Source organism: Streptomyces sp. NPDC050997, from assembly GCF_040660135.1.
Classification (GTDB): Bacteria; Actinomycetota; Actinomycetes; order Streptomycetales; family Streptomycetaceae; genus Streptomyces.
Genome location: NZ_JBFAGK010000025.1, coordinates 53,130 through 73,858, shown reverse-complemented (window position 1 = coordinate 73,858; position 20,729 = coordinate 53,130). Strand labels below are relative to the sequence as shown.

The window sequence follows — 20,729 nt, the reverse complement described above, 5'->3', positions numbered from 1 at the left end:
AGCGGACCGAGGTGGGCGGAGGAGAGGCCGCCGCCTCGCGTTGATTTCGAAGGCCCGGCGATCTGCGGCTGCGCGTGTGTCAGACCATGGCGAGCCGGTCCACCAGCAGCTCCACTCTCCGCTCGGTGTCCTCCGGCGGCAGCCGTCCCGCCCGGGTCAGGGTCGCCAGACCGTGCAGGGACGCCCAGAACAGCTCGGTGAACAGCCCCGGTTGGACGCCGTCCCCGGCGACCTCGCCCAGGCTCTCCAGCAGCGCGGCGAAGGCGTCCTTGAGAGGCTCCGGGGTGTCCTCGTCCGCGAAGGCCAGGCCGCCGTCGAGCTGGAACAAGGCGTCGTAGACCGCCGGGTTGCGTGCGGCGAAGTCGAGGTAGGCACGGGCGAGGGCGGCGACCCGCTCGCGCGGGCTGTTCGCGCTGGAGGTCGCGGCCCGCACCGCCACGGCCATCTCGGCGGCGCCCTCCATGGCGACGGCGCCGATGATCTCGCGCTTGCCGCGGAAGTGGCTGTAGAGGACGGGCTGGCTGTACTCGATGCGCTCGGCGAGCCGGCGGGTGGTGACCGCGTCCCAGCCCTGCTGCTCGGCGAGTTCGCGGGCTGTCGCCACGATGAGGCGCTCGCGCTCCGCCCGTTCGCGCTGCTTGCGTTCCTGTACCGACATGATTCGATCCTAGCATCGCTAGACAATCGAGCGGCAGCAGTACTAGCGTTGCCTCATCATCTAGCGACGCTAGATTCCAGGAGGGGTCATCATGCTCAACGCACTCGAGGTCGTCACCACCGTGATCGTCGGCGTGATGGTGGGGGTGGAGTTCTCCGTCGCCTTCGTCATGAACCCGATCCTCAACGCACTCCCCGAGGACAGCGGCCAACTCGGCCATGCCCACGGGGGCCGGATGCTCGGCGCCGTGATGCCGTTCTGGTACATCGGCTCGCTCGCCCTCGTCGCGGTCTGGGCCATCGCCGGATGGCACCACCACGGCGCCGGCCTCGTCGTCACCGCCGGCGCGCTGCTGATCCTCAGCGTGATCATGTCGCTTCTGCTCCTCGTCCCGATCAACAACCGGAACAAGACGTGGACCCCTGACAACCGGCCTGCCGACTGGAAGGAGCAGATGCACCGCTGGAACCGCTACCACTACGTCCGCGTCGCCGTCATCATCGCCGCCTTCGCCCTGCTGGCCGCCGCCCTCACCTGAGCCCGGTCTCCCGCGTGAACAGCTTCCGGAGTCGCATGTCCCGGGCTCCGGAAGCTTCGTGTGTCGGGGAGATCCAGTGGCGCCGCGTCGCACGTGACCTCGTCGGCCAGCTGGCCGTCTGGCTCACGGTGCGTGAATACGCGAGCGAGGTCGGCGCCCGGCGGTGGTTGCGGGAACAATCGTCCTGATCATGAGGATGGGGCCGAGACAGGGGACGGCGAACAAAGCCGAGGAAGAACCTCTCGACCGGTGGATCCGCAAGACGCTGCCGGCTGTTCAGTCGGGTGGGGCGGGCGGGTCGATGATCCGATAGCCCACACCGGGTGTGGTGGTGATGACCGGGGGGTCGCCGAGTTTGCGGCGTAGGCGGCTGATGGTCACCGTGACGGTGTTGGTGAACGGGTCGGCGTGCTCGTCCCAGACCTGTTCGAGGAGGTCCTCCGTGCTGAGGAAGGCGGGGCTCGCGATCAGGAGGGCTTCGAGTAGCGCGAACTCCTTGACGGAGAGGTCGAGTTGGCGTCCGTCGCGGCCGGCGGTGCGGCGCATCGGGTCGAGTTCGATGCCTGCCGCGCGCAGGGTGCGGGGCCGGGCGGCGGGGCGGCGGCGGGCCAGGGCGCGGATGCGCAGGACGAGTTCGGGGAAGTGGAAGGGCTTGGCGAGGTAGTCGTCGGTGCCCAGGGTCAGGCCGCTGACGCGGTCGCCGGGCGAGTCGGCGGCGGTCAGCATCAGGACCATCACGCGGCTGTCCCGCTCGGTGATCATCTGGCAGAGGGTGTCGCCGTGGATGCCTGGCAGGTCGCGGTCGAGCACGACGACGTCGTACGCGTTGACGTCCAGCTTGGCCGCGGCGTCGAGCCCGTCGTGGGCCACGTCCACGGCCATGCCCTGGTCGCGCAGTCCCTCGGCGATGACCTCGGCGAGGGGGCGGGCGTCCTCGACCACCAGGACTCTCAACGCGCCACGTCCGTCTCTGCGTTGGGGCTTTTTGTCGCCCTGTCGCCCGGGTGGGGGAGGGTGATGGTGACGCGCAGGCCGCCGTCGGGGCGGGCGCGCAGGTCCAGGGTGCCGTGGTGGGCCTCGGTGACGGCCGCGACGATGGAGAGGCCGAGGCCGCTGCCCCGGCCGGTGCCGGTCCGGTCGGCGCCGAGGCGGCGGAACGGCCGCGCGAGGTCCGCCACCCGCCGCTGGTCGAGGACCGGTCCACTGGACTCGACGACAAGGGACACCGCGCCGTCGTTGTCCCTTGTGCCTTCTTCGGCCAGTACCACGACGTCGATCCAGCCCCCGGAGTCGTTGTGCGTGATCGCGTTGTCGATCACGTTGTCGGCCACGCGGCGCAGCAGCGTCCGACTGCCCCACACCCACGCGGAGTCGTCGATCGGGTTCTCGCGCACCGTCAGGCCCTTGGCCGCGATGTCCTCGGCCCGTTCGGCCAGGGCGGCCCGCGCGAGCCGGCCGAGGGCGAGCAGTCCCGAGTCGGTGAACTCGCCGTGCTGGGAACGCGCCAGGACGAGGAAGCTCTCCAACAGCCGGTCCACCTGGTCGAGTTCGACGCGTATCCGGCCGGCCAGAGTGGCCGTGGTCTCGGACACCGGGCCCGGTTTGGCGAGGGCCACGTCCAGGGAGGCCCGCATCGTGGTGAGCGGGGTGCGCAGTTCGTGGGACGCGTTGGCAACGAAGAGGCGCTGGGCGTCGAAGGAGCCTTCCAGGCGGCCGAGGAGGTCGTCGATGGTGTCGGCGAGGTCCTTCACCTCGTCGCCGGGGCCACTGATCGCCAGGCGTTCGTGCAGGCTGTCGGCGGTGATCCGGCGGGTGGCCGCCGTCATCACGCGCAGCGGGCGCAGCACCCGGCCGGCGACGGACCAGCCGAGGCCGACCGAGATCACCGCCATGACGCCGAGCGCGATGGCGGACCCGGTCAGGATCTGCCGGGACTGGGTGTCGTGCGCCTGGGCCAGCTGCTGTTCCAGCTCGTCGATGCGGCCCTGTGCCTGTGTCGCCGTGGCGGGCCGGCCGACGCCGTTGTCGGGCGCGGCCTGGCTGTCGCTCGATCCGCCGGATGCCACCAGGGCGGTGATGGCGAGCAGTGCCGTTCCGGACAGCAGGAAGAGAGTGACGTACAAGGCGGTGAAGCGGGCGCGGGCGGTGCCGCGGCGCAGTCCGAGCCGGGTGGTCAGGTCCGTGAACCGTCGGGGCGGACCCCACTTCATCCGCCTGCTCCCTTCTCGCGACCTGAACCAGGCACCTCCCGGCCGAGGTCCCGTGACCAGGCTAAGTGGCGGCGCCTAACAGCGAGATGACAGCGCCCGTTCGGGTCCTGTAACCCGTGCCGTCCCAGGGTTGGGGCCCATGAGCAATGAGAGCGCCGTCGACAGCGGCAGCTACGACAGCTACGGCAGCTACGCCGCGAAGGCGACCATCGAGGTCATCGGTCTGCGCAAACGGTTCGGGACGCAGCCGGCCCTGGACGGGATGACGTTCAGCGTGGGCCCGGGGCGGGTGACCGCGTTCGTGGGCCCGAACGGCGCGGGAAAGTCCACCACCATGCGCGTGATCCTGGGCCTGGACGCGGCCGAGGAAGGGGAGGCGCTGGTCGGCGGGGTGCCGTACCGGAGCCTGCGTCGCCCGCTGCGGCACCTGGGGGCACTGCTCGACGCCTCCGCGCTGCAGCCCAGCCGCACCGCCCGCAACCATCTGCTGTGGCTGGCTCATTCACAAGGGCTGCCCGCCGCACGGGTGGACGAGGTCATCGAGCAGTCGGGTCTGGGCTCGGCGGCCCGGCGCAAGGCGGGCGGCTTCTCCCTGGGCATGCGCCAGCGCCTGGGTATCGCGGCGGCGCTGCTCGGGGACCCGCCGGTGGTCATGCTGGACGAGCCGTTCAACGGCCTGGACCCCGACGGCATCGTGTGGATGCGTGGCTTCCTGGCCACGCTCGCCCGGCAGGGCCGCGCCGTCCTGGTCTCCAGTCATCTGATGAGCGAACTCGAAGGCACCGCGGACCATCTCGTGGTGATCGGACGCGGCCGGGTCGTCGCGGACACCAGCGTGTCCGAGCTGCTCGCCGAGGCGTCCGGCGGCCGGGTCGTCCTGCGCACCTCCGCGTCCCCGCACGCCGCCCAGGTGCTGCACAACGCGGGCGCCACCGTGGTCGCCACCGGCCCCGACACCCTCGGCGTCACGGGCATGGCCGACGAAGAGATCGTGGCCCTGCTCGCCCGGAACGGGGTGCCGTTCTCGCAGGTGTCCGCACACCGGGCGACGCTCGAAGAGGCGTACATGGAGCTCACCCGGGACGCGGTGGAATACCGGGGCATCCCGGCGGGGGAGGCCACGCGATGACCACCACCCTCACCCCACGCCCCCCGGCCCCGCGACGCGTCGAGCGAGGTGGATTCCTCGCGACGCTGCATGCCGAGTGGACGAAGTTCCGTACGGTACGGGGCTGGGTCCTCGCCATGGCGGCGGCACTCCTGGTGACGATCGTGGTCGGCCTGCTCGGCACGGCCGCGCCGGGCCCCACCGGCTCCGGCACCGGCTCCGCCTCCTACCCGAAGGGCCCCGGCGGCGAGGCCGTCAACGACAACTTCTACCTCGTCCACAAGCAGCTGACCGGCGACGGCAGCCTCACCGTCGATCTGCGATCCCTGACCGCAGCGCCCGACACCGGGACCGGCGGCAAGCCGGCCAAGAGCGCCCAGCCCTGGGCGAAGGCCGGGATCATCATGAAGGAGAGCCTCACCCGGGGATCCCCGTACGCGGCGGTCATGGCCACCGGCGGCCACGGCGTGCGCATGCAGTACGACTACACCCACGACACGGCGGGCCCTTCCGGCATGGTCTCCGAGGAGTCCCCGCGCCGGCTGCGCCTGGTCCGTTCCGGCGACAGCCTCACCGGCTACGCCTCCACCGACGGCTCCCGCTGGACCGAGGTCGACAGCGTGAAGCTGCCCGGCCTCGCGCACACCGTGCGGGCCGGGTTCTTCGTGGCGTCACCGGAGGCGAAGCAGGACACCGCGGCGGGCGCTGGCTTCAGCCCCGCCGTGGCCACCGGCACCTTCGGTGCCCCCAGCCTCAAGGGCGGCTGGTCCCAGGGCGCCTGGAGCGGCACACAGGTGGGCGGCGACGCGGGCACCTCCGGCAGCTACACGAACACCACCGAGGGCGGCTTCACCCAGACCGCCGGCGCTTTCACTGTGACCGGGGCAGGTGACATCGCGCCGGTCGTCGGTGGGCCCGTCATGGGCGGCGGCTTCTCCGTCGAGAACTTCCTCGTCGGTACGTTCGCCGGGCTCATCGTGGTGATCGGCGTGGGCACGGTGTTCATCACCGGCGAGTACCGGCGCGGTCTGCTGCGTACGACGATGACGGCAATCCCGCTACGGGGCCGGGTACTTGGCGCCAAGGCCCTGGTGGTCGGGGGCATCGCGTTCGTCATCGGCCTGGTCGCCGCCGCGATCACCATCCCCATCGGGGAACGCGGCGCGCTCGGCAGAGGCTTCCATGTCTTTCCCGTCACGTCGGCGACCGAACTGCGCGTCGTGGCCGGCACCGGACTGCTCTGCGCGGCCGCCGCCGTGCTCGCCCTCGGCGTCGGAACCCTGCTGCGGCGCAGCGCCACGGCGGTTGCCCTGGTCATCGCGTCGATCGTGCTGCCTTTCCTGCTCGCCACCTCCGGCGTGCTGCCCCCGGGCGTCTCGGAGTGGCTGCTGCGGGTGACTCCGGCGGCGGGCTTCGCCGTGCAGCAGACCCTGCCGTACTACGCGCAGGTGGTCAGCGTGTACGAGCCGTCGACCGGGTACTACCCGCTGGCTCCGTGGGCCGGCTTCGCCGTGCTGTGCGGCTACACCGCGCTCGCCTTCGGTCTGGCCGTGGTGCGGCTGCGCAGGAGGGACGTATGAGTCTCCTGAGCGACACACGACTCATGAGCAGGGCGGACGGCACAGGGCACGGGGGCTTCGGCCTCGCCCTGCGCGCGGAGTGGACGAAGATGCGCACCGCGGGGGGAACGGGCCGGCTGCTCCTGCTCGCCGTCATTCTGACCGTGGCCGTCGGCTGCGGCACCGCCAAGGCCGTGAAGTGCCCGGACACGGGGTGTGGCCAGGACGCCGTCAAGCTCGCCCTGACCGGCGTCACCGTCGGGCAGGCGGTCATCGCCGTCTTCGCGGTGCTGGTCGTCAGCGGCGAGTACGGCACCGGGATGATCCGCACCACGCTCACGGCGATGCCGAACCGGCTCACCGTCCTCATCGCCAAGGCGACGGTCCTCACCACGGTCGTCCTGGCCGTAGGGACGGTCACCGTCCTGGCCTCCCTCCTCGCCGGCCGCTACATCCTGCCCGGCAACGGATTCACCGAGGCGCACGGCTACACCCCGCTGTCCCTGGCCGACGGCCCGACTCTGCGCGCGACCGCGGGCTCGGTCCTCTACCTCGGCCTGATCGCCCTGATCGGCCTCGGCGTGGCGATGGCGGTACGGGAGGCGGCGACCGCCATCGGGATCGTGTTCGGGCTGCTCTACCTCTTCCCGGTCGTCACCCAGGTGGTCCACGATCCGGAATGGCAGCGCCATCTCCAGCAGATCGCGCCGATGACCGCCGGACTCGCGGTCCAGGCCACCGTGGATCTGCCCGGGATGCCCATCGGCCCGTGGGGCGGCCTGGGCGTGCTCGCCGCGTGGGCCGCGGCCGCACTGCTGGTCGGCGGCCTGCTGCTGCGGAGGCGCGACGCGTAGCGGCCGCGAGCGGCCGCGCCGTCGTAGACGCCGGACTCACCCTCCCGTATCACAACGGCCGCACCGAGGGCGCCATCACACGAACCAAGCGGATCATGAGGCAGATGCACGGCCGAGCCGGGTTCCCCCTGCTCCGCCACCGCATCCTCCGGAGACGGTGGGGCCGGGTGACCCTTCCTGACCGTCGCCGCGACGTGATGAGGTCCGTTGGGACTAAAGTCGGGCACGTGCCCCGAATTATCTGGCACCCGGCGCGCGGCCGGTCTGTCCGCAGAGGACATGAAAGGGAACGGCAGGATGAGTCTGCAGCACACCGAATCATTCGGCGACCGGCCGCTGATTCCCCGCCCGGACCGCACCCCCGGCGCCCTGCGCGCTGCCTGTGCCGTCGTCGCCCCGCAGTATCTGGCCGCCTACGACCAGGCCAAGGACAAGGCCCTGGCGGAGGCCGTGGAGCACGGGTCCCTCAAGCCCGTTCATGCCTACCTCGCGCACTGGGCCGCCCTGATCGAGATAGAGCGTCACCCGGAGACGGCCATGGCGTACCACCACGCTGAGTACCTCGCGCAGATCTCGACCGCGCCGAAGGAGGCGCGTGAGCATCTGGCCACCGCCGCCGGCATCTACCGTGACGCCGTCAAGGCGGTGCACACCGAGTGAGCTGGGGCTGGGAGTACGTCCCGGACGAGGAGACCGTGGCGGCCGGAGCTCCGCCCGCGTTTCTCGCCGAGGTGGAGAAGAAGGCGGACGAACTGGTCCGAGCCGCCGAAGCCCTCTACATTCACGGCCCGGGATACCAGGGGATGGATGAAGGGGCGAAGCACGTTTTCGTTCTCGGCGGCTTCTTCGTCTACATGGTCACGCCGCGCTCTGAACTCGTCTCCATCTGGCAGGTGACGCCCGATCCCCTTCCGTGAGGCTTCGAGCCTTCTCCCAGACCGAGACGTGCTGTTCGCTCTCGCTGGCGAAAGGGGTCTTTTGGCCCAGCCGTCCCCGTGCTCGCGCAGGGATTGAGGCCATGTCACGGTGCGGGATGGGCGCCTCCGGCTGCTGAGCCCGGAGGCGCCCGTAGGCCTGTGTCAGATGGAGTCGGTCTCCCAGGCGATCACGCCGCTGGATCCTTGGGTGGCGTCGACGTCGATGTGGATCTGGTTGCCCGCGGTGATCCGCTGCCGGACCACGGACTGATCACAAGGCACCTTGGCCGGTGTGCCGGCACCCGTCGGCTTGAAACTCAGCTCCGCTGTGCCCCGGCCTGAGCAGGCCAGCTTGAGTCGTGGCCTGGTGTCGACGGCCTACGTACACGGGCTACGAGGCCCGAGGTGCAGGAGTTCAAGAAGGGGGAAACGCGGCGCGCCCCCTTGGCGGGGCGCGGGAGGGAAGAGGACTTCCGAGAGGGATCACCAGGCGTGGTGCCGACCCGTACGCTGGCAGTGACGAACTGTACAGAGAGGGGCAAGGCCGTGTCTCCCGAAGCTACCCCCGACCCGTTCGCTGAGCCGATCGCGTTCGGCCAGCGTATGCAGATCCTCCGAACCCGTCGCGGGATGAGCCGGAGCGTTCTGGCCGGCCTGCTGGGCAAGTCGCAGAGCTGGGTCAAACAAGTCGAGGGTGGACGGCTTCAGATGCCTAAACTCCCAACGATTTTGCGTATCGCAGAGGCACTCAGGGTTCGCGACCTGTCCGACCTGACTGGCGATCACTCCATGGCCGTTGCCTTGTTCACGGGCCCTGGACACGCTCGACTGCCTCAAGTGCAAGCGGCGATCAACCTCTATCCTCTGAGCGCGCGACGAGAGGCGCCGACGCCAGAACACCTACGACAGCGGCTCGTTCGTGCGTGGGGTGCCCGGCATTCGGCACCGAATCACCGGGACGTCATCGGTGCCCTGCTGCCTGAGCTCATCAGGGATGCGCGACATTCTGTGATGCAAGCCGATTCAGCGAGTGAACGGCGCAGGGCGCAGGCGATTCTGTCCGAGGTGTACAGCCTGAGTCAGTTCTTCATTGCATACCAACCGGATGCGTCGTTGCTCTGGCGAGTCGTCGAGCGGGGAATGATCGCGGCTCAGGAATCCGAAGACCCGCACACCATCGGTGTCTCCGCGTGGCTTGCCGCACAGGCACATCGGGACAGCGGACCTGCGCACTTCGACGCCGCCGACGCGGTGAACCTGGAAACGCTTCACTACCTGGAACCGTTCTTGCCGGACGCTGATGACGATGTGCTCGCCATTGCGGGAGCGCTGCAGTTCGAGGCCGGATACACGGCAGCACGCCGGGGCGACACAGGAACGGCATGGCGCCACTGGGACATGGCCCGATCCATGGCCGACAGGTTGCCCACCGACTACTACCACCCCGTGACTTCCTTCTCCCACGCCGTCATGGGGGCCCACGCGGTGACGATCGCGGTGGAACTCAACGCGGGTGCCGAGAGCGTCAGGCAGGCCGCCGCCGCGGACACCATGGCCATTCCGTCTCGTCCCCGCCGCGCCCGGCACCGCATCGAGGAGGCGCGCGGATACCAACTTGATGGTCAAGCCGAGGTGGCGCTGGCCACTCTCGACAAGGCGTACGAGGCGGCGCCCGAGACGATCCGCTACAACGGGTACGCCCGCCGCATCATCCTGGAAGAAGCCGAATCGAAGAGCTCGGGGCAACGTCGGCGCGCAAGTGAACTGGCTGTCAAAGTCGGCATTTTGGCGGCTTGAGTAGAACGTGAGTAGAAGGGGGCACAGAGTGTGCCCTCTCCCGTTGTTCGGCAGTCCTATGGTCAGTGGCCTCCGATTACCGGAGACCCCCGCGACCGTGGTGGACGGTCCGGGGGCATGGCCAACGCCGCTAGGAGCGTCGACTTGCCGAACTGTATCGCCCGCATCTTCGAAACGCTGATGCGTCTGTTATTGCCCGTCCCTGGGCGGCACAGGCGCGACGACCGGGGCAACGCCGACCAGCGTCCGGACATGCCGGCTGTGCCTCTGCCACGGGGCAGGGTTCCTGTACTCGACGGCGAGGAGATCAGCCTTGCCCTTCCGTACGTGATCGCGCACGAACGGCGCGAGCCGGGGAGGCCGCGGCCAGTCAGGCCACGTGAACTGTGTTTTGCCTCGCGCGGAGTCGACATGGGCCACCTCTTGATCCACGGGGTGGAGGTGACGCGGTGATGTTCTCGGTGGAGACGCGGTTGTTGCCGTGGGCGTCCCCTGAGGGAAAGCCGTGCTTCCTGTCGAGCGACGGGAACGGGTACCTGTCCAAGGTCGCGGACAACGTGGAAAGCATGCAACTCGGTATGGCGGGTGACCTCCTCGACCACGCAGCCGACATGCTCGCCGACCGCAAGGCGACGTCAGATCAACTCCGCTTCCTGCTGGCCCGGATGAGCGAGGCACTGACCGACGTGATGCGCGTCGCGGACAGCCGGGGTGCGCGTATGGCCGGGAAGCTCGACGATCCCGACCTGATCGTCGACGACCCGGAGGACGACGGCGAGGACGACGGCGACGGCGGGCCGCAACTCCAACAGGGAACAACAACATAGACCGAGGTCATGAAGCAGCGTCATGGCCCCGGCTCTCACCCAGGAGAGCCGGGGCCATGACGTCTCCCCAGGACGTGGGCCGCTCAACAATTCATGCAAGCACGCTTGATTGTTTCTGACCCTGCTGCCATGCTCCCCCCATGGCCGACCCGACCCCCGTGTTCGACGACCTACGTGCCGAGAGCGACGAACTCGACCTGCTCGTAGCCGAGTTGAGTCCGGAGCAGTGGACCCTCGCCACTCCCGCCCCGCGCTGGACCATCGCCCACCAGATCGCGCACCTCGCGTGGACCGACCGCTCGGCCCTGCTGGCGGTCACCGACGAGGACGCGTTCCGCGCGCTGGTCGAGAAGGCGCTCGCCGCGCCCGGCTCGTTCGTCGACGAGGGTGCGGAGGACGGGGCCCGGCTTCCGGCCGCCGAGTTGCTCGCCCGGTGGCGTGAGGGACGTACCGCGCTCGACGTGGCGCTGCGCGGTTCGCCGCCCGGCGCCCGTTTCCCCTGGTACGGCCCGCCCATGTCCGCGGCCTCCATGGCCAACGGCCGCCTGATGGAGACCTGGGCGCACGGTCAGGACGTGGCGGACGCGCTCCAGGCGACCCGCGCCGCCACCGACCGCCTTCGCCACGTCGTCCGCATCGGCGTACGGGCCCGGGACTTCGCCTTCGGTGTGCACGGGCTGTCCACGCCCGCCGACGAGTTCCGCGTCGAACTCGTGGGCCCGTCCGGCGACTTGTGGGCGTACGGCCCCGAAGAGGCCCCCCAGCGTGTCACCGGCCCCGCCCTCGACTTCTGCCTCCTGGTCACCCAGCGCGCCCACCGCGCCGACCTCGCCCTCCACGCCGACGGCCCGGACGCCGACCGCTGGCTGGACATCGCCCAGGCCTTCGCGGGCCCGCCCGGCGCCGGACGCCCGCCGAAGGGGGACACCACCCTGTGACCCTGCGCATAGGCAACGCCTCCGGCTTCTACGGCGACCGCTTCGACGCCATGCGCGAGATGCTCACCGGCGGCGAACTCGACGTCCTCACCGGCGACTACCTCGCCGAACTCACCATGCTGATCCTGGGCCGTGACCGTCTGCAGGACCCCGGCGCCGGATACGCCCGCACGTTCCTGCGGCAGTTGGAGGAGTGTCTCGGGCTCGCTCATGAGCGGGGCGTCAGGATCGTCACCAACGCGGGAGGCCTCCATCCCGCCGGACTTGCCGAGAAAGTACGGCAGTTGGCGGACCGGCTCGGCCTGCCCGTGCGGGTCGCGCACGTCGAGGGCGACGATCTCACCGCCGCCCACCCCGGCGCTCTCGCCGCCCACGCCTACCTCGGCGGTTTCGGTATCGCGGCCTGTCTGCGGGAGGGCGCGGACGTCGTGGTCACGGGCCGGGTCACGGACGCGGCGCTCGTCACCGGGCCCGCCGCCGCCCACTTCGGCTGGACACCGACGGACTACGACCGGCTCGCGGGGGCCGTCGTCGCCGGGCACGTCCTGGAGTGCGGGACACAGGCCACCGGCGGCAACTACGCGTTCTTCCGGGAGCGCGCGCGGGAGGTGCGCCGACCCGGCTTCCCGCTCGCCGAGATCCACCAGGACGGCACCGCCGTCATCACCAAACACCCCGGCACCGGGGGCTTCGTCGACATCGGCACCGTCACCGCGCAGCTCCTCTACGAGACCACGGGCGCCCGGTACGCCGGCCCCGACGTCACCGCCCGCCTCGACACCGTACGGCTGACCGAGGACGGCCCCGACCGGGTGCGGATCGAGGGCGTACGAGGAGAGGCCCCGCCGCCCACCCTCAAGGTCGGCCGCAACCGCCTCGGCGGCTTCCGCAACGAGGTCGCCTTCGTGCTGACCGGCCTCGACATCGAGGCCAAGGCCGAGCTGGTCCGGCAGCAGATGACGGACGCGCTGGCCAAGGCGACCCCCGCCGACGTCCGCTGGGACCTCGTCCGCACCGACCGGGCCGACGCCCCGACCGAGGAGAGCGCGAGCGCCCTGCTGCGGCTCGTCGTACGGGACCCGCAGCAGGAGGTCGTCGGGCGGGCACTGAGCGGTGCGGCCGTAGAGCTGGCGCTCGCCAGCTACCCCGGCTTCCATGTGCTGGCGCCACCGGGAAAGGGCGCGCCCTATGGAGTCTTCGAGGATGTGTACGTCCCCCATGGTGCCGTCGACCATGTGGCCGTCCTCTACGACGGGCGCCGCATCCCTGTGGCGCCGGCCCAGGAGACCCTCGTACTCGATCCGGTGCCGGCGCCGCCGCTGCCGGAACCCCTGCCACCGGGGCCCGCCCGCCGTGCCCCCCTCGGGCTCGTCGCGGGAGCCCGCAGCGGCGACAAGGGCGGGAACGCCAACATCGGCGTCTGGGTCCGTACGGACGACGCCTGGCGGTGGCTCGCCCACACGCTCACCGTCGACCTGCTGCGCGAACTCCTGCCGGAGACCGCGGACCTGCGCGTCACCCGGCACCCGCTCCCCGACCTCCGCGCCCTCAACTTCGTCGTCGAGGGCATCCTCGGCGAGGGCGTCGCCGCCCAGCACCGCTTCGACCCGCAGGCCAAGGCCCTCGGCGAATGGCTGCGCTCCCGCCACCTGGACATCCCGGAGGCCCTCCTGTGACGGTCATCGAGACCACCCTCGACACCACCGGCGCCGACTACCGCGCCCACCGCGACGCCATGCTCGCCAAGCTCACCGACCTCGACGCCGAACACGCGAAGGCCGTCGCGGGAGGCGGACCGAAGTACGTGGAACGGCACCGGGGGCGCGGCAAGCTGCTCGCCCGCGAGCGCGTCGAGCTGCTCCTCGACCCCGACACGCCCTTCCTGGAGCTGTCCCCGCTGGCGGCCTGGGGCAGCGACCACACCGTCGGCGCCTCCCTCGTCACCGGCATCGGAGTCGTCGAGGGCGTGGAGTGCCTGATCACGGCCAACGACCCGACCGTGCGCGGCGGTGCGAGCAACCCGTGGAGCCTGAAGAAGGCCCTGCGCGCGAACGACATCGCGCTCGCCAACCGGCTGCCCTGCATCAGCCTCGTCGAGTCCGGCGGCGCGGACCTGCCGTCCCAGAAGGAGATCTTCATCCCGGGCGGGGCCGTCTTCCGCGACCTCACCCGGCTCTCCGCCGCAGGCATCCCCACCGTCGCCGTCGTCTTCGGGAACTCCACCGCCGGAGGCGCCTACATCCCCGGCATGTCCGACCACGTGATCATGGTCAAGGAACGCGCGAAGGTCTTCCTCGGCGGTCCGCCCCTGGTGAAGATGGCCACCGGCGAGGAGAGCGACGACGAGTCGCTGGGCGGCGCGGAGATGCACGCGCGCGTGTCGGGCCTCGCCGACCACTTCGCCGTGGACGAACGGGACGCCCTGCGCCAGGCCCGCCGCGTGGTCGCCCGCCTCAACCACCGCAAGGCGTACGGCGATCCGGGCCCGGCCGCGCCGCCCAAGTACGACGAGGACGAACTGCTCGGCATCGTCCCCGGCGACCTGCGCACCCCCTTCGACCCGCGCGAGGTCGTCGCCCGGATCGTCGACGCCTCCGACTTCGACGAGTTCAAGCCCCTGTACGGGACGAGCCTCACCACCGGCTGGGCCACCCTGCACGGCTATCCCGTCGGTGTCCTGGCGAACGCCCAGGGCGTCCTCTTCAGCGAGGAGTCCCAGAAGGCCGCCCAGTTCATCCAGCTCGCCAACCAGCGCGACATCCCCCTGCTGTTCCTGCACAACACCACCGGCTACATGGTCGGCAAGGAGTACGAGCAGGGCGGCATCATCAAGCACGGCGCGATGATGATCAACGCGGTGAGCAACTCCCGGGTGCCGCACCTGTCGGTGCTCATGGGTGCCTCGTACGGCGCCGGCCACTACGGCATGTGCGGCCGCGCCTACGACCCCCGCTTCCTGTTCGCCTGGCCCAGCGCCAAGTCGGCCGTCATGGGCCCCCAGCAACTCGCGGGCGTCCTGTCGATCGTGGCCCGGCAGTCGGCGGCGGCGAAGGGCCTGCCGTACGACGAGGACGCGGACGCCGCCCTGCGCACCATGGTGGAGCAGCAGATCGAGTCCGAGTCGCTGCCCATGTTCCTGTCCGGGCGGCTCTACGACGACGGCGTCATCGACCCCCGAGACACCCGCACCGTCCTCGGCCTGTGCCTGTCCGCGATCCACACCGCTCCCTACGAGGGCGCGCGCGGCGGCTTCGGCGTCTTCCGGATGTGAGGCCCATGATTTCGACACTCCTTGTCGCCAACCGCGGCGAGATCGCCTGCCGTGTCCTCCGCACCTGCCGCGAGCTCGGCATCCGCACGGTCGCCGTGCACTCGGACGCCGACGACAACGCGCTCCACACCCGGGAGGCCGACGCGACGGTACGGCTGCCGGGCGCGGCGCCCGCCGACACCTACCTGCGCGGCGACCTGATCGTGAAGGCCGCCGTCGCCGCGGGCGCGGACGCCGTGCACCCCGGCTACGGCTTCCTCTCCGAGAACGCCGACTTCGCCCGTGCCGTCCTCGACGCGGGCCTGGTCTGGATCGGCCCGCCCCCGGAGGCGATCGAGGCGATGGCGTCCAAGACCCGCGCCAAGAAGCTGATGGGCCTTGAGCCGCTGCGCGACGTCACCGAGGCCGACCTGCCCGTGCTCGTGAAGGCGGCCGCGGGCGGCGGGGGGCGCGGAATGCGGATCGTGCGCCGACTCGAGGAGTTGGACGCCGCTCTGGAGGGCGCGCGCGCCGAGGCCGCGAGCGCCTTCGGGGACGGCGAGGTGTTCGTCGAGTCCTACGTGGAAGGCGGCCGGCACGTAGAGGTACAGATCCTCGCCGACACACACGGCACGGTCTGGCCCCTGGGCACGCGGGACTGCTCCCTCCAGCGCCGCCACCAGAAGGTGATCGAGGAGGCCCCGGCACCGGGACTCCCGGGCGGGCTCACCCGGGAACTGCACGCCCTGGCCGTACGCGCCGCCCGCGCGGTGGACTACGTCGGCGCCGGCACCGTCGAGTTCCTGGTCGCCGACGGCAAGGCCCACTTCCTGGAGATGAACACCCGCCTCCAGGTCGAACACCCCGTGACCGAGGCGGTGTTCGGCATCGACCTGGTCGCCCTGCAACTCCGCGTCGCCGAGGGCACCGCACTGGACACCGACCCGCCGCTCCCGTCCGGCCACGCCGTCGAGGCCCGCCTCTACGCCGAGGACCCGGCGAACGACTGGACCCCCCAGACCGGCACCCTGCACCGCCTGACCGTCCCGGACGGCGTCCGCCTGGACACGGGCTACGGCGACGGCGACACGATCGGCGTCCACTACGACCCCATGCTCGCCAAGGTCATCGCGCACGCGCCCACCCGCGAGGAGGCCGTCCGCAAGCTGGCATCAGCCCTGGACAGAGCGACACTCCACGGCCCGCCCACCAACCGGGACCTCCTCGTACGGTCGCTACGGCACCCGGAGTTCACCTCCGCCCGCATGAACACCGGCTTCTACGACCGCCACCTCACCGACCTCACCAAGCCCGCACCCGACCCGTACGCCCCCCTCGCCGCGGCCCTCGCCGACGCCCACGCCCGCTCCCGCTTCGGCGGCTGGCGCAACGTCCCGTCCCAGCCGCAGGTCAAGCGTTACGCGATCGCGGGGGAGGAGCACGAGGTCCACTACACCCACACCCGCGCCGGCCTGGCGGCGGACGGCGTCCTCGTCGTCCACGCCGACGCGCGTCTCGTCGTACTCGAAGTGGACGGCGTACGAAGGAAGTTCCAGGTCGCGCGCTACGGCGACGACCAGTACGTGAACACCACCGCGCTCAGGACCCTCCCCCGCTTCCCCGCCCCGACGACCCAACTGGCCCCCGGCTCCCTGGTGGCCCCCATGCCGGGAACGGTGGTGCGAGTGGCGGAGGGCCTGGAGCCCGGATCGGCCGTAGAAGCCGGTCAGCCCCTGCTGTGGCTGGAGGCGATGAAGATGGAACACAAGATCACAGCACCGGTGACGGGCACGCTGGCCGCCCTGGACGTCACGCCTGGCCAACAGGTAACGGTCGGCTCTCTACTCGCCGTAGTACAGCCCACCTGAGGGGCGCGGGGCTGCATTGAATATGCGGCTCCGCCGCGTGAGCGCGACCAGCCACACACAACCCGCACCCCGAAGGAGTCGTGATGACCCTCCTCGAATCCGAAGAGCACAAGGCCCTCCGAGCAGCCGTAGCCGCCCTCGGCAACCGCCACGGCCGCGACTTCGACCGAGAAACCCTCTGGTCCGAGGCGGCCAAACTCGGCTACCTCGGCGTCAACCTCCCCGAGGAACACGGAGGCGGCGGCGGAGGAATAGCCGAACTCTCCATCGTCCTAGAAGAGTTGGGCGCCGCAGGCTGCCCCCTGCTGATGATGATCGTCTCCCCCGCCATCTGCGGCACAGTGATCGCCCGCTTCGGCACGGACGCCCAGAAACAGGAGTGGCTCCCCGCCCTGGCGGACGGCACCCGCACCATGGCCTTCGGCATCACCGAACCCGACGCCGGCTCCAACAGCCACCGCATCACCACCACCGCCCGCCGCGACGGAGTCGACTGGCTCCTGACCGGCCGCAAGGTCTTCATCTCCGGCGTCGACATCGCGGACGCGACCCTCATAGTCAGCCGCACCGAAGACGCCCGCACCGGCCGCCTCAAGCCCTGCCTGTTCATCGTCCCGCGCGACGCCGAAGGCTTCTCACGGCGCCAGATCGACATGGAACTCCAGGCCACGGAGAAGCAGTTCGAGCTCACCCTCGACGACGTACGGCTCCCCGCCGACGCCCTCGTAGGCGACGAGGACGCGGGCCTGCTCCAGCTCTTCGCCGGCCTCAACCCCGAACGCATCATGACCGCCGCCTTCGCGATCGGCATGGGCCGCCACGCCCTCGCGCAAGCGATCACGTACGCCCGCGACCGCACGGTCTGGGACACCCCGATCGGCGCCCACCAGGCCATCGCCCACCCTCTCGCCCAGGCGCACATCGACCTGGAAATGGCCCGCCTGATGATGCAGAAGGCCGCCCACCTCTACGACGCCGGTGACGACGCCGGCGCGGGCGAGGCCGCCAACATGGCCAAGTACGCGGCGGGGGAGGCCTGCGTGAAGGCCGTCGACCAGGCCGTGCACACCCTCGGCGGCAACGGCCTCACGCGCGAGTTCGGGCTCGCCAAGTTGATAACGGCAGCCCGCGTGGCTCGTATTGCTCCAGTGAGCCGGGAGATGATTCTCAACTACGTCTCCCACCAGACCCTCGGCCTGCCCAAGTCGTACTGACCGGGCGCCGTGTCGCGCGAGGAGGAACCATGTTCCGCAGCGATTACCCAGACGTCCCGCCCGTGGCCCTGCCCATCCACGAGGCGGTGCTGGGCCGCGCGGCCGAGTTCGGCGACGCCCCCGCCCTGATCGACGGCACCGACGGCACCACCCTCACGTACGACCAACTGGACCGCTTCCACCGCCGCGTCGCCGCCGCCCTCGCCGAGGCGGGCGTCCGCAAGGGTGACGTCCTCGCCCTGCACAGCCCCAACACGATCGCCTTCCCGACCGCGTTCTACGCCGCCACGCGCGCCGGTGCCTCCGTCACGACCGTGCACCCGCTCGCCACCCCGGAGGAGTTCGCCAAGCAGCTCACCGACTCCGCCGCCCGCTGGATCATCACGGTCTCGCCGCTGCTGGAGGCGGCACGCGGGGCGGCCGAACTCGCCGGCGGCGTCCAGGAGATCTTCGTCTGCGACAGCGCCCCCGGACACCGCTCCCTCATCGACATGCTGGCCTCGACCGCCCCCGAACCCCAGCTCACCATCGATCCCGCCGAGGACGTGGCCGCCCTCCCCTACTCCTCGGGCACCACCGGCATCCCCAAGGGCGTGATGCTCACGCACCGCCAGATCGCCACCAACCTCGCGCAGCTCGAACCCGTCCTCTCGAACGGCCCCGGCGACCGCATCCTCGCCGTGCTGCCCTTCTTCCACATCTACGGCCTGACAGCCCTCATGAACGGGCCCCTGCGCAACGGCGCCACCGTCGTCGTACTGCCCCGCTTCGACCTGGAGACCTTCCTCGCGGCCATCCAGAACCACCGCATCACCGGCCTGTACGTCGCCCCGCCGATCGTCCTCGCCCTCGCCAAGCACCCGCTGGTCGCGCAGTACGACCTGTCGTCCCTGAAGTACATCGTCAGCGCCGCCGCACCCCTGGACGCCCGGCTCGCCGCCGCCTGCTCACAGCGCCTCGGCCTGCCCCCGGTCGGCCAGGCGTACGGCATGACGGAACTGTCCCCGGGCACCCATGTCGTCCCCCTGAACGCCATGCGCACGGCACCCCCCGGAACCGTCGGCAGGCTCATCCCCGGCACCGAGATGCGGATCATCTCCCTCGACGGCCCGGGCAATGACCCCGACAACGACCTCGGCAACGACCTCGGCATCGACGAGTCCGGCGAGATCCTCATCCGCGGCCCCCAGGTCATGAAGGGCTACCTGGGCCGCCCCGACGACACCGCCGCCATGATCGACCCCGACGGCTGGCTGCACACCGGCGACGTCGGCCATGTCGACGCCGACGGCTGGCTGTTCGTCGTCGACCGGGTCAAGGAACTCATCAAGTACAAGGGCTTCCAGGTGGCCCCCGCCGAACTGGAGGCCCTCCTGCTCACCCACCCCGGCATCGCCGACGCCGCCGTCATCGGCGTCTACAACGAGGACGGCAACGAGGTCCCGCACGCGTACGTGGTCCGCCAGCCCACCGCCACCGACCTCTCCGAGGGCGAGATCATGATGCACGTCGCCGAACGCGTCGCCCCGTACAAACGCGTCCGCCAGGTCACCTTCATCGACGGCGTGCCCCGGGCCGCCTCCGGCAAGATCCTCCGCCGCCGGCTCAGGGAGCGCACGTGACAACCCTCGTCCACGCCACCCACGAACGCGGCATCACCACCCTCACCCTGGACGCGCCGCACCGCCGCAACGCCCTCTCGGCCGCCCTCGTGGGCGAACTCGCCGACGCCCTGAAGCAGGGCGGCGAGGACGACGACGTACGCGCGATCGTCCTCACCCACACCGGCACCACCTTCAGCGCGGGCGCCGACCTGCGCGACCCGCCCGAGCCCGAGACCCTCGCCGCCCTCCTGCGGCAGATCGTCGCACTGCGCAAACCCGTCGTCGCCCGGGTCACCGGTCACGCACGGGCCGGCGGCCTGGGACTGATCGGGGCCTGCGACATCGCGATCGCCTCCGACACGGCCACCTTCGCCTTCACCGAGGTCCGCATCGGCGTCGCCCCCGCCCTCATCAGCCTCCCCCTCCTGCACCGCGTCGAGCCCCGCGCCGCCGCCCGCTACTTCCTCACCGGCGAGACCTTCGGCGCGGCCGAGGCGGCCCGCGTCGGCCTCCTCACGGCGACGAGCGGGCACCAGAACGTCGACGAGACCCTCGCCCCCGTCCTCGACGGACTGCGCCGAGCCGCCCCGCAGGCCCTCGCCGAGACGAAACGGCTGCTCACGGCCAAGGTGCTGGAGGCCTACGACGAGGACGCGGGCCGCCTGACCCGGCTCTCCTCCCGCCTCTTCGCCTCCGCCGACGCCCGCGAGGGCATGACGGCCTTCCTCGAACGACGGGATCCCCCATGGGTGCTGTGAGCACGGCCGAACACGGGCCGGGCGAGCGCGTCCCCAAGCAGGACCGCAGCCGCGCCACCCGGCAGCGGCTCCTGGAAGCCGCCGTGGCCTGTCTCGCCGAACACGGCTGGGCGGGCTCCACGGTCGCCGTCGTCGCCGAACGCGCCGGCGTCTCCCGCGGCGCCGCACAACACCACTTCCCCACCCGCGAGGACCTCTTCACGGCAGCGGTCGAGTACGTCGCCGAGGAACGGTCCACCGCCCTGCGCGCCCTCTTCCCGCAGGGCGCGGCGGGCGACCACCGGGCGGTCGTGTCCGCCCTGGTCGACCTCTACACCGGCCCCCTCTTCCGAGCCGCCCTCCACCTGTGGGTCGCCGCCTCCAACGAGGATCAACTACGGCCACAGGTAACGGAGTTGGAAGCCCGCGTCGGCCGCGAGACACACCGGATAGCCGTCGAACTGCTCGACGCCGACGAGTCCCGCCCCGGCGTCCGCGAAACCGTGCAGGGCCTGCTGGACATGGCCCGGGGCCTCGGCCTCGCGAACCTCCTCACGGACGACACCGGCCGCCGGGAGCGCGTCGTCGCGCAGTGGGCGGGACTGCTGAGGAAGTCGCTGAGCTGAGGCTCACGGACCGACACTCACTCG

Annotated in this window: 19 protein-coding genes; 16 read left to right on the top strand and 3 right to left on the bottom strand. The window is 70.9% G+C overall.

Annotated features, from left to right (window positions below; genetic code table 11):
- Nucleotides 1-79: 79 nt before the first annotated feature.
- On the bottom strand, nucleotides 80-658 hold the full coding sequence (locus AB0H86_RS37780; RefSeq protein WP_362449499.1) for a TetR/AcrR family transcriptional regulator: 579 nt from the start codon (nucleotides 656-658) through the stop codon (nucleotides 80-82).
- 91 nt (nucleotides 659-749) lie between these two features.
- On the opposite strand from AB0H86_RS37780, the gene AB0H86_RS37775 reads away from it, so the two are divergent.
- Entirely contained in the window at nucleotides 750-1,196 is a 447-nt protein-coding gene (locus AB0H86_RS37775; RefSeq protein WP_362449497.1) for a DUF1772 domain-containing protein, read from the top strand.
- Nucleotides 1,197-1,472: 276 nt separating this feature from the next.
- On the opposite strand, the gene AB0H86_RS37770 is transcribed toward AB0H86_RS37775, so the two are convergent.
- Together AB0H86_RS37770 and AB0H86_RS37765 are read right to left on the bottom strand one after the other, a co-directional pair.
- On the bottom strand, nucleotides 1,473-2,150 hold the full coding sequence (locus tag AB0H86_RS37770; RefSeq protein WP_362449495.1) for a response regulator transcription factor: 678 nt from the start codon (nucleotides 2,148-2,150) through the stop codon (nucleotides 1,473-1,475).
- Complete coding sequence (locus tag AB0H86_RS37765; protein ID WP_362449493.1) at nucleotides 2,147-3,406, bottom strand: HAMP domain-containing sensor histidine kinase; 1,260 nt, start codon at nucleotides 3,404-3,406, stop codon at nucleotides 2,147-2,149. The genes AB0H86_RS37770 and AB0H86_RS37765 overlap by 4 nt, the downstream gene beginning before the upstream one ends.
- Before the next feature lie 139 nt (nucleotides 3,407-3,545).
- Here AB0H86_RS37765 and AB0H86_RS37760 point away from each other — a divergent pair, with 139 nt between their 5' ends.
- The 15 genes from AB0H86_RS37760 to AB0H86_RS37690 all read left to right on the top strand — a co-directional run bounded on the left by AB0H86_RS37760 (nucleotide 3,546) and on the right by AB0H86_RS37690 (nucleotide 20,705).
- Nucleotides 3,546-4,535 carry an ATP-binding cassette domain-containing protein gene (locus tag AB0H86_RS37760; RefSeq protein ID WP_362449491.1) on the top strand — a complete coding sequence of 330 codons (990 nt, stop codon included), beginning with the start codon at nucleotides 3,546-3,548 and terminating at the stop codon, nucleotides 4,533-4,535.
- Nucleotides 4,532-6,094, top strand: a complete 1,563-nt coding sequence (locus AB0H86_RS37755; RefSeq protein ID WP_362449489.1) for an ABC transporter permease subunit — start codon at nucleotides 4,532-4,534, stop codon at nucleotides 6,092-6,094. Before AB0H86_RS37760 ends, AB0H86_RS37755 begins: the two co-directional genes overlap by 4 nt.
- Nucleotides 6,091-6,927 (top strand): ABC transporter permease subunit, encoded by an 837-nt coding sequence (locus AB0H86_RS37750; RefSeq protein ID WP_362449487.1) that lies wholly within the window; start codon nucleotides 6,091-6,093, stop codon nucleotides 6,925-6,927. The genes AB0H86_RS37755 and AB0H86_RS37750 overlap by 4 nt, the downstream gene beginning before the upstream one ends.
- Nucleotides 6,928-7,224: 297 nt before the next feature.
- Complete coding sequence (locus tag AB0H86_RS37745; protein ID WP_362449485.1) at nucleotides 7,225-7,587, top strand: DUF6247 family protein; 363 nt, start codon at nucleotides 7,225-7,227, stop codon at nucleotides 7,585-7,587.
- Entirely contained in the window at nucleotides 7,584-7,844 is a 261-nt protein-coding gene (locus AB0H86_RS37740) for a hypothetical protein (protein ID WP_362449483.1), read from the top strand. Before AB0H86_RS37745 ends, AB0H86_RS37740 begins: the two co-directional genes overlap by 4 nt.
- Nucleotides 7,845-8,390: 546 nt before the next feature.
- Nucleotides 8,391-9,641 carry a helix-turn-helix transcriptional regulator gene (locus tag AB0H86_RS37735; RefSeq protein ID WP_362449481.1) on the top strand — a complete coding sequence of 417 codons (1,251 nt, stop codon included), beginning with the start codon at nucleotides 8,391-8,393 and terminating at the stop codon, nucleotides 9,639-9,641.
- Between the two features lie 452 nt (nucleotides 9,642-10,093).
- Nucleotides 10,094-10,468, top strand: coding sequence for a hypothetical protein (locus AB0H86_RS37730; RefSeq protein ID WP_362449479.1), 375 nt, complete (start codon nucleotides 10,094-10,096; stop codon nucleotides 10,466-10,468).
- 140 nt (nucleotides 10,469-10,608) lie between these two features.
- The gene (locus AB0H86_RS37725; protein WP_362449477.1) at nucleotides 10,609-11,406 is read left to right on the top strand and encodes a TIGR03084 family metal-binding protein; all 798 of its coding nucleotides are present in this window, start codon (nucleotides 10,609-10,611) and stop codon (nucleotides 11,404-11,406) included.
- On the top strand, nucleotides 11,403-13,082 hold the full coding sequence (locus AB0H86_RS37720; RefSeq protein ID WP_362449475.1) for an acyclic terpene utilization AtuA family protein: 1,680 nt from the start codon (nucleotides 11,403-11,405) through the stop codon (nucleotides 13,080-13,082). Before AB0H86_RS37725 ends, AB0H86_RS37720 begins: the two co-directional genes overlap by 4 nt.
- Complete coding sequence (locus AB0H86_RS37715; RefSeq protein ID WP_362449473.1) at nucleotides 13,079-14,677, top strand: carboxyl transferase domain-containing protein; 1,599 nt, start codon at nucleotides 13,079-13,081, stop codon at nucleotides 14,675-14,677. The genes AB0H86_RS37720 and AB0H86_RS37715 overlap by 4 nt, the downstream gene beginning before the upstream one ends.
- Nucleotides 14,678-14,682: 5 nt before the next feature.
- Entirely contained in the window at nucleotides 14,683-16,524 is a 1,842-nt protein-coding gene (locus tag AB0H86_RS37710; RefSeq protein WP_362449471.1) for a biotin carboxylase N-terminal domain-containing protein, read from the top strand.
- An 83-nt stretch (nucleotides 16,525-16,607) separates the two neighbouring features.
- A complete protein-coding gene (locus AB0H86_RS37705) occupies nucleotides 16,608-17,738 on the top strand; it encodes an acyl-CoA dehydrogenase family protein (RefSeq protein WP_362449469.1) in 1,131 nt (376 codons plus the stop codon).
- Between the two features lie 29 nt (nucleotides 17,739-17,767).
- Nucleotides 17,768-19,360, top strand: coding sequence for a 4-coumarate--CoA ligase family protein (locus AB0H86_RS37700; RefSeq protein WP_362449467.1), 1,593 nt, complete (start codon nucleotides 17,768-17,770; stop codon nucleotides 19,358-19,360).
- Entirely contained in the window at nucleotides 19,357-20,100 is a 744-nt protein-coding gene (locus AB0H86_RS37695) for an enoyl-CoA hydratase family protein (protein WP_362449466.1), read from the top strand. Before AB0H86_RS37700 ends, AB0H86_RS37695 begins: the two co-directional genes overlap by 4 nt.
- The gene (locus AB0H86_RS37690) at nucleotides 20,088-20,705 is read left to right on the top strand and encodes a TetR/AcrR family transcriptional regulator (protein WP_362449464.1); all 618 of its coding nucleotides are present in this window, start codon (nucleotides 20,088-20,090) and stop codon (nucleotides 20,703-20,705) included. Before AB0H86_RS37695 ends, AB0H86_RS37690 begins: the two co-directional genes overlap by 13 nt.
- The last annotated feature ends 24 nt before the right edge of the window (nucleotides 20,706-20,729 follow it).